The organism is Ideonella sp. (assembly GCF_035254525.1).
Taxonomy (GTDB): Bacteria; Pseudomonadota; Gammaproteobacteria; order Burkholderiales; family Burkholderiaceae_C; genus Ideonella.
In genome coordinates, this window is record NZ_DATFAN010000115.1 from 1 (window position 1) to 6,854 (window position 6,854).

The 6,854-nt window shown below is 69.3% G+C and carries 6 protein-coding genes; 5 read left to right on the forward strand and 1 reads right to left on the reverse strand.

All coding sequences use genetic code 11. The annotated features are described in order from the left end of the window. Positions 1–186, reverse strand: a 186-nt coding sequence (locus VJ693_RS11190; protein WP_324154123.1) for a hypothetical protein, incomplete at its 3' end; no start/stop codon positions are given. 441 nt (positions 187–627) lie between these two features. On the opposite strand from VJ693_RS11190, the gene VJ693_RS11195 reads away from it, so the two are divergent. From VJ693_RS11195 to VJ693_RS11215, 5 genes are read left to right on the forward strand one after another with little or no spacing between them, the layout of a single operon-like run. Next, the gene (locus tag VJ693_RS11195) at positions 628–2,721 is read left to right on the forward strand and encodes a 3-hydroxyacyl-CoA dehydrogenase NAD-binding domain-containing protein (RefSeq protein WP_324154125.1); all 2,094 of its coding nucleotides are present in this window, start codon (positions 628–630) and stop codon (positions 2,719–2,721) included. Positions 2,722–2,726: 5 nt separating this feature from the next. Further along, the gene (locus tag VJ693_RS11200; RefSeq protein ID WP_324154126.1) at positions 2,727–4,217 is read left to right on the forward strand and encodes a M20 family peptidase; all 1,491 of its coding nucleotides are present in this window, start codon (positions 2,727–2,729) and stop codon (positions 4,215–4,217) included. Positions 4,218–4,243: 26 nt separating this feature from the next. Next, positions 4,244–5,419: an acetyl-CoA C-acyltransferase gene (locus VJ693_RS11205; protein WP_324154128.1), complete on the forward strand. Its 1,176-nt coding sequence runs from the start codon at positions 4,244–4,246 to the stop codon at positions 5,417–5,419. Beyond that, positions 5,416–6,267: a hypothetical protein gene (locus tag VJ693_RS11210; RefSeq protein ID WP_324154130.1), complete on the forward strand. Its 852-nt coding sequence runs from the start codon at positions 5,416–5,418 to the stop codon at positions 6,265–6,267. The genes VJ693_RS11205 and VJ693_RS11210 overlap by 4 nt, the downstream gene beginning before the upstream one ends. Before the next feature lie 19 nt (positions 6,268–6,286). Further along, the gene (locus VJ693_RS11215) at positions 6,287–6,730 is read left to right on the forward strand and encodes a PaaI family thioesterase (RefSeq protein WP_324154132.1); all 444 of its coding nucleotides are present in this window, start codon (positions 6,287–6,289) and stop codon (positions 6,728–6,730) included. Positions 6,731–6,854: the final 124 nt, after the last annotated feature.

Sequence of the window (6,854 nt, forward strand, 5' to 3'; positions counted from 1 at the left end):
GCGCGTGTCGAGCGTGACGGTGCGTGCCTCGCCGGGAGGCGAGTTCACGTTCCAGGGAGCTTTCTTCGGCGGGGCGTCGGGTTTCGCCTCGTCCTCGGCATGGCCGGGCAGGGTGGCCAGCGACAGGCTGGCAAGGGCCAAAGCGGCGGCCGCCCGGGTCAGGCGGTGGCGAAGCGATGTGGGCATGGTGGTGCCGGAAGACGTGAAGCGGGGAGGATAGGGGCAGCGCGGGCGCGCGTGGCTCGAACTCGTCCCATCGGTTGTCGGTTTCGTCGCAGTCATGGATGACTCGGCTCGTCTGGGGCGCGGGCCGACTGCGGTGGACAGCCGCTTCATCACTGTGGTGCCCTCGAACGGGGTGGCGCGACCGCGAATGAGGCCTCCGCCCGAGGGGCACCGCGACCACCCTGCTGCTCGTTGGGTGGCACGCGGTCGCTCGCACTGCCGCGCGGGTGCCCACCCCTCCCGCCACGACGCTCGAAGGAAGGAGGGTTCCTAGGGTTTCACCTAGCCCCGCCCTTGTCACGGCAGAGACACTGAGGGGCTTCCGTTCCTCCCTAGAATCGAACGATCGTTCTATTTCCTCCCCGCACCATTTCCCCACGTCCTTCCGAAGGGATCCCGAACATGAGCGCCAGCTACGAGCTTCACGGCCCGGTCGCCGTCATCACGCTGAACAACCCGCCGGTCAACGGGCTGGGCTACGACACTCGCCGCGCGGTGGCCGATGGGCTCGACCGCGCGCAGGCGGATGCCGCCGTGAAGGCCATCGTCGTCACCGGGGCCGGCAAGGCCTTTTCGGGCGGTGCCGACATCAAGGAGTTCGGCTCCCCCAAAGCCATCGCCGAGCCCAACCTGCTGTCGCTGATCCGTGCGCTCGAACTGTGCAGCAAGCCGGTCGTGGCGGCCGTGCACAGCGTGTGCATGGGCGGCGGGCTCGAGCTCGCGCTGGGCTGCCACTACCGCGTCGCGTCGCCGGGCGCCAACGTGGCGCTGCCCGAGGTGAAGATCGGCCTGATCCCGGGGGCCGGCGGCACGCAGCGGCTGCCGCGCGTGCTGGGGCTGGAGACGGCGCTGAACATGATCGTCAGCGGCGAGCCGGTCAAGAGCGAGGTGCTGGCCTCGCTGCCGGGCCAGAAGCTGTTCGACAAGATGATCGACGGCGACCTGCTCGCTGGCGCGATCGCCTTCGCGACCGAGGTCGCCGACAAGCGCCCGCTGCCGCTGGTGCGCGACCTGAAGGTCAAGCATGCCAACCCCGATGGCTACCTGCAGTTCGCCCGCAACACCGTGAAGGCGATGGCGAAGAACTTCCCGGCGCCGGGCAAGTGCGTGGACGCGGTCGAAGCCTCGATCAAGCGCAGGTTCGACGACGGCATGGTGCTCGAGCGCGAGATCTTCCTGGCGTTGATGATGACGCCCGAGTGCAAGGCCCTGCGCCATGCCTTCTTCGCCGAGCGCGCCGCGAGCAAGATCCCCGATGTGCCGGAGGACACCCCGCTGCGCGAGGTGAAGAAGGTCGCCATCATCGGCGCCGGCACCATGGGCGGCGGCATCGCGATGAACTTCCTCTCGGCCGGCACGCCGGTGGTGATGCTCGAGATGAAGCCCGAGGCGCTGGAGCGCGGCGTCGCGACGATCCGCAAGAACTACGAGGCCCAGGTCAAGAAGGGCAAGCTGAAAGCCGAGAAGTACGAGGCCACGATGGCCCTGCTGTCGACGACGCTCGACTACGCCGCGATCGGCGACGCCGACATGGTGATCGAGGCCGTGTTCGAGGACATGGAGGTCAAGAAGGCCGTCTTCGAGCAGCTCGACAAGGTGATGAAGCCCGGCGCGATCCTCGCTACCAACACCTCGACGCTGGACGTGAACAAGATCGCAGCGTTCACCAAGCGCCCGCAGGACGTGATCGGCACCCACTTCTTCAGCCCGGCCAACGTGATGAAGCTGCTGGAGGTGGTGCGCGGCGAGAAGACCGCCAAGGACGTGCTGGCCACCGTGATGGCGTTGGGCAAGAAGATCCGCAAGACCTGCGTCGTCTCGGGCGTGTGCGACGGCTTCATCGGCAACCGCATGATCGAGCAGTACAGCCGCCAGGCCGGCTTCCTGCTGGAAGAGGGCTGCACCCCTAGCCAAGTGGACAAGGCGGTCGAGAAGTTCGGCTTCGCGATGGGCCCGTTCCGCATGGGCGACCTGGCCGGCAACGACGTCGGCTGGTACATCCGCAAGCGCCGCTACATCGAGAAGCCGAACCTGCGCTACTCGAAGACGGCCGACCTGCTGTGCGAGATGGGCCGCTTCGGCCAGAAGACCGGCGCCGGCTGGTACGACTACCAGGCCGGCAAGCGCGACGCGATCCCCTCGGCCGTGGTCGAGAAGATGATCGAGGACCACCGCAAGGCGATGGGCATCACGCCGCGCAAGATCAGCGACGACGAGATCGTGCACCGCTTGGTCTTCTCGCTGGTCAACGAGGCCGCGCGCTTGCTGGAAGAAGGCATCGCCCAGCGCGCATCGGACGTCGACATGGTCTACCTCACCGGCTATGGCTTCCCGCTGCACCGCGGCGGCCCGATGTGCTACGCCGACACCTACGGTCTCTACAACGTGGCCCAGGCGATGAAGCGCTTCGCGCAGAACCCGAATGACGACGCCGAGTTCTGGCAACCGGCGCCGCTGCTCGCGAAGCTGGTGGCCGAAGGCAAGAACTTCAACTGAAGACGATGCTGCGTCGCCTCACGCTGACGGTGCTCGCCGTGCTGGTGCTGCTGGTGGCCGCGGTGGCGGCCAACACGTGGCGCCAGGGCTCGCGCCAGCTCGATGTGCCGCCCGCGCCGCCGCTCGCGGTGGACGAGGCGGCCGCGGCGGCGCACCTGGCCGAGGCGATCCGCCTGCGCACGGTGTCCAGCCTCGACGATGCGCAGCAGAACGCCGACCAGTTCGAGCAGTTGCATGGGCTGCTGCAGGCGCGCTACCCCAAGGCGCACGCGGTGATGCAGCGCGAGCTGGTCGGTGGCTTGAGCCTGCTCTACACCTGGAAGGGCAGCGACGCGAGCCTGCCGCCCATCCTGCTGATGGCCCACCAGGACGTGGTGCCCATCGCGCCGGGCACCGAGGGCGATTGGGCCGAGCAGCCGTTCGCCGGCGCGGTGAAGGATGGCTTCGTCTGGGGCCGCGGGTCGTGGGACGACAAGGGCAACCTGATCGCGCAGATGGAGACGATGGAGCTGCTGGCGGCCAGCGGCTTCACCCCGAAGCGCACCATCCACCTGGCCTTCGGCGCCGACGAGGAGGTCAGCGGCGAGCGCGGCGCGAAACAGATCGCCGCGCTGCTGAAGTCGCGCGGCGAGCGCATGGACTTCGTCATCGACGAGGGCCTGCTGATCACCGAGGGCGTGATGCCGGGGCTCGCGAAGCCGGCCGCGCTGATCGGCATCGCCGAGAAGGGGTATCTCTCGGCGGTGCTGCGCGTGTCGGCGACGCCGGGCCACTCGTCGATGCCGCCGCCGAAGGGCCAGGGCGCGATCGCAATGATGAGCGCGGCCCTCGCCCGGCTGGAAGACAAGCAGCTGCCCGCCGGCATCCGCGGCGTGGCGCGCGAGATGTTCGAGACCATCGCGCCGGAGATGGGCGGCTTCCAGCGCGTCGCGCTGTCCAACCTGTGGTTGTTCGGCCCGCTGGTGCAGAAGCAGCTCGAGGCCAAGGCCAGCACCAACGCGATGCTGCGCACGACGACGGCGCTGACGATGGCCCACGCCGGCAACAAGGACAACGTGCTGCCCGGCCGGGCCGAGGCGACGGTGAACTTCCGCCTGCTGCCGGGCGACAGCGCCTCTGCCGTGATGGGCCATGTGCACGACGAGGCCGACGCCGCGATCGGCCCGGGGCGCTACGAGCTGGTCGCGCTGCCGGGCGGCAGCGAGCCGTCGAAGGTGTCGCCAACCCAATCGGCCTCGTACCAGCTCATCAACCGCACGGTGCGCGAGGTGTTCCCGGGCACGCTGGTCGCGCCGGGGCTGATGATCGGCGCGACCGACTCGCGCCACTTCGAGGCCATCAGCGACCACATCTACCGCTTCTCGCCAGTGCGCGCGAAGCCCGAAGACTTAGCCCGTTTCCACGGCACCAACGAACGCATCTCGGCGGCCAACCTCGCCGAGCTGATCCGCTTCTACCACCGCCTCGTCAGCCAGGCCGCTGGCGCGGGCGCTTGAATCCCACTTTCCCACAGGAGCCCGCCATGAGCCGAGCCGTCATCGTTTCCACCGCACGCACGCCGCTGGCCAAGAGCTGGAAGGGCGCTTTCAACATGACCCATGGCGCCACGCTGGGCGGCCATGCGGTGAAGGCCGCCGTCGAGCGCGCCGGCATCGACCCGGGCGCGGTGGAAGACGTGCTGATGGGCTGCGCCAACCCCGAAGGCGCGACCGGCGCCAACATCGCGCGCCAGGTCGCGCTGCGCGCCGGTCTGCCGATCACGGTCAGCGGCATGACGGTCAACCGCTTCTGCTCCAGCGGCCTGCAGACCATCGCGCTGGCCTCGCAGCGCATCATCTCGGGCGAGGGCGAGGTGTACGTGGCCGGCGGCGTCGAGAGCATCTCGTGCGTGCAGCAGGAGATGAACACCCACCTGCTCGAAGACAGCTGGCTGGCGGAACAGAAGCCCGAGATCTACTGGAGCATGCTGCAGACGGCCGAGAACGTGGCCCAGCGCTACAAGATCTCGAAAGAACGCATGGACCGCTACGGCGCCGCCAGCCAGCAAAAGGCCTGCGCAGCGCAGGCGGCCGGCAAGTTCAACGACGAGATCGTGCCGATCACCGTGACCGCCGGCGTGGCCGACAAGGTGATGGGCCTGCGCACGAAGGAAGTGACCTGCAGCGCCGACGAGGGCCTGCGCGAAGGCACGACCTACGAATCGATCAAGGACATCCGCACGGCGCTGCCGGGCGGCGTGGTCACGGCCGGCAACGCAAGCCAGTTCAGCGACGGCGCCGGTGCCTGCGCGGTGGTCAGCGAGGCCTATGCCGAGCGCAAGGGCCTGAAGCCGCTGGGTCGCTTCCTCGGCTTCGCGGTGGCCGGCTGCGAGCCCGACGAGATGGGCATCGGCCCGGTCTTCGCCGTGCCCAAGGTGCTGGGCCGCCTGGGCCTGAAGGTCGACGACATCGACCTGTGGGAGCTCAACGAGGCCTTCGCGGTGCAGGTGCTGTACTGTGCCGACCGCTTAAGCATTCCGATGGACCGCCTGAACGTGAACGGCGGCGCGATCGCGGTCGGCCACCCCTACGGCGTGTCGGGCCAGCGCCTGACCGGCCACGCCCTGATCGAGGGCAAGCGCCGCGGCGCGAAGCGCGTGTGCGTGACCATGTGCATCGGCGGCGGCATGGGCGCCGCAGGCATCTTTGAGGTGCTGTGAAGTCCCCGCGCTCTCTTCACCACGGGCTGCTCGCGCTGGCGGCGTTGGGCCTGAGCTTCGGCGCGCACGCCGCCACCGAGGCTACCAAGGCAGTCGTTAAGGCGATCGAAGCCAAGGACTGCGCCGCGGCGGTGAAGGAGCTCAACACCGCACTGGCCAGCAACTCGCCCGAAGCCTGGCTGCTCGGTGGGGCGATGTTCGAACACGGGCTGTGCCTGAAGCCGAGCGTCGAGCGCGCGACGCGGCTGTACATGCGCGCGGCCGAGGCCGGGCGGGGCGATGGGCGTGCGCGGCTGGTCAGCCTGTATGCGTCGCCGGCGGCCGGGCCGGACAAGGGTTCGGCGCTGTGGTGGGCCCAGCAAGCAGCCTTGCCGCTGCCGGCGGCCTGCATGGTGCCGGCCGAGGCGCGCGACAGCGCCGATCACTTCGCCCAGGCGCTGGGCGCCTGGCCTGCCGCCCGGCTTGATGGCTGCGTGTACGTGGCCGGCGTGCTGGCGGCGCTCGATGCCGAGTTCGCGATGCGGCCCGACGACAGCACGAAGGATGGTGTCACGGTCGAGTTCCAGCCCGCGGCCGGGCGGGTCGTCGTCAGTTTTGCCCAGCTCGCCCAGCAGGGCAACGACCGGCGCGCGCAGTTCAGCGGTGGTGCGGGCCTGACGCTGGAGACGTACGCACACGACCCCTCGCCTGACCAGCTGCGTGCGATGCAGACCGAGGCCGGCAAGGCCGCGCTGGCCGACCGGGTCGACGCGGTCGCGCAGGCGGCGCTGGCGCGCTTTCCCAAGCCGGGCGCGGTCGACACGGCCTGGCACATCCGCCTGCGGGCCGACGGCCCGCGGCTGCAGTGAACCCACCCGGAGGTGCCCCATGACGGCCCAAGGTTTCGACCCCGAACTGTTCCTGCAGATGGGCCGCGACGTGCTGGCCCAGCAGCCCTTCAGCCTGCTGCTCGGCGCCGAGCTGACGCACCTGAAACCCGGCGAGGTGGAGTTGCAGCTCGTGCTGAAGGACGAGCTGAGGCAGCAGCACGGCTTCGCCCACGGCGGCGTCGTCAGCTACCTGGCCGACAACGCGCTGACCTACGCGGGCGGCACGGCGATGCGCGTGCCGGTGGTGACGTCCGAGTACAAGATCAACTACCTCAAGCCGGCGACCGGCGAACGCCTCGTCGCGCGTGCCAAGGCGATCGGCATCGGCAAGACGCAGGCCGTGTGCCGCTGCGAGGTCTACGCGGTCCTCGGCCACGAAGAGACGCTGTGCGCGCTGGCTCAAGGCACCATCACCAAGATGGGCGAAGCTCCCCCAGGCTGATGGCGGCGATGAAGGTCGACCTCGATACCTTGCGCCGCTTCTTCGCCGCGGCACCGTTCATGGTCGACCTCGGGGTCGAGCCGGTGGCGGTGGGCGAGGGCACGGTCAGCACGATCCTGCCGCT

What these genes read in the sequence shown, in the direction of transcription:
- VJ693_RS11205 (WP_324154128.1), top strand. Translation starts at nt 4,244, where the DNA reads ATGAGCCGAGCCGTCATCGTTTCCACCGCACGCACGCCGCTGGCCAAG.
- VJ693_RS11195 (WP_324154125.1), top strand. Translation starts at nt 628, where the DNA reads ATGAGCGCCAGCTACGAGCTTCACGGCCCGGTCGCCGTCATCACGCTG.
- VJ693_RS11200 (WP_324154126.1), top strand. Translation starts at nt 2,727, where the DNA reads ATGCTGCGTCGCCTCACGCTGACGGTGCTCGCCGTGCTGGTGCTGCTG.
- VJ693_RS11215 (WP_324154132.1), top strand. Translation starts at nt 6,287, where the DNA reads ATGACGGCCCAAGGTTTCGACCCCGAACTGTTCCTGCAGATGGGCCGC.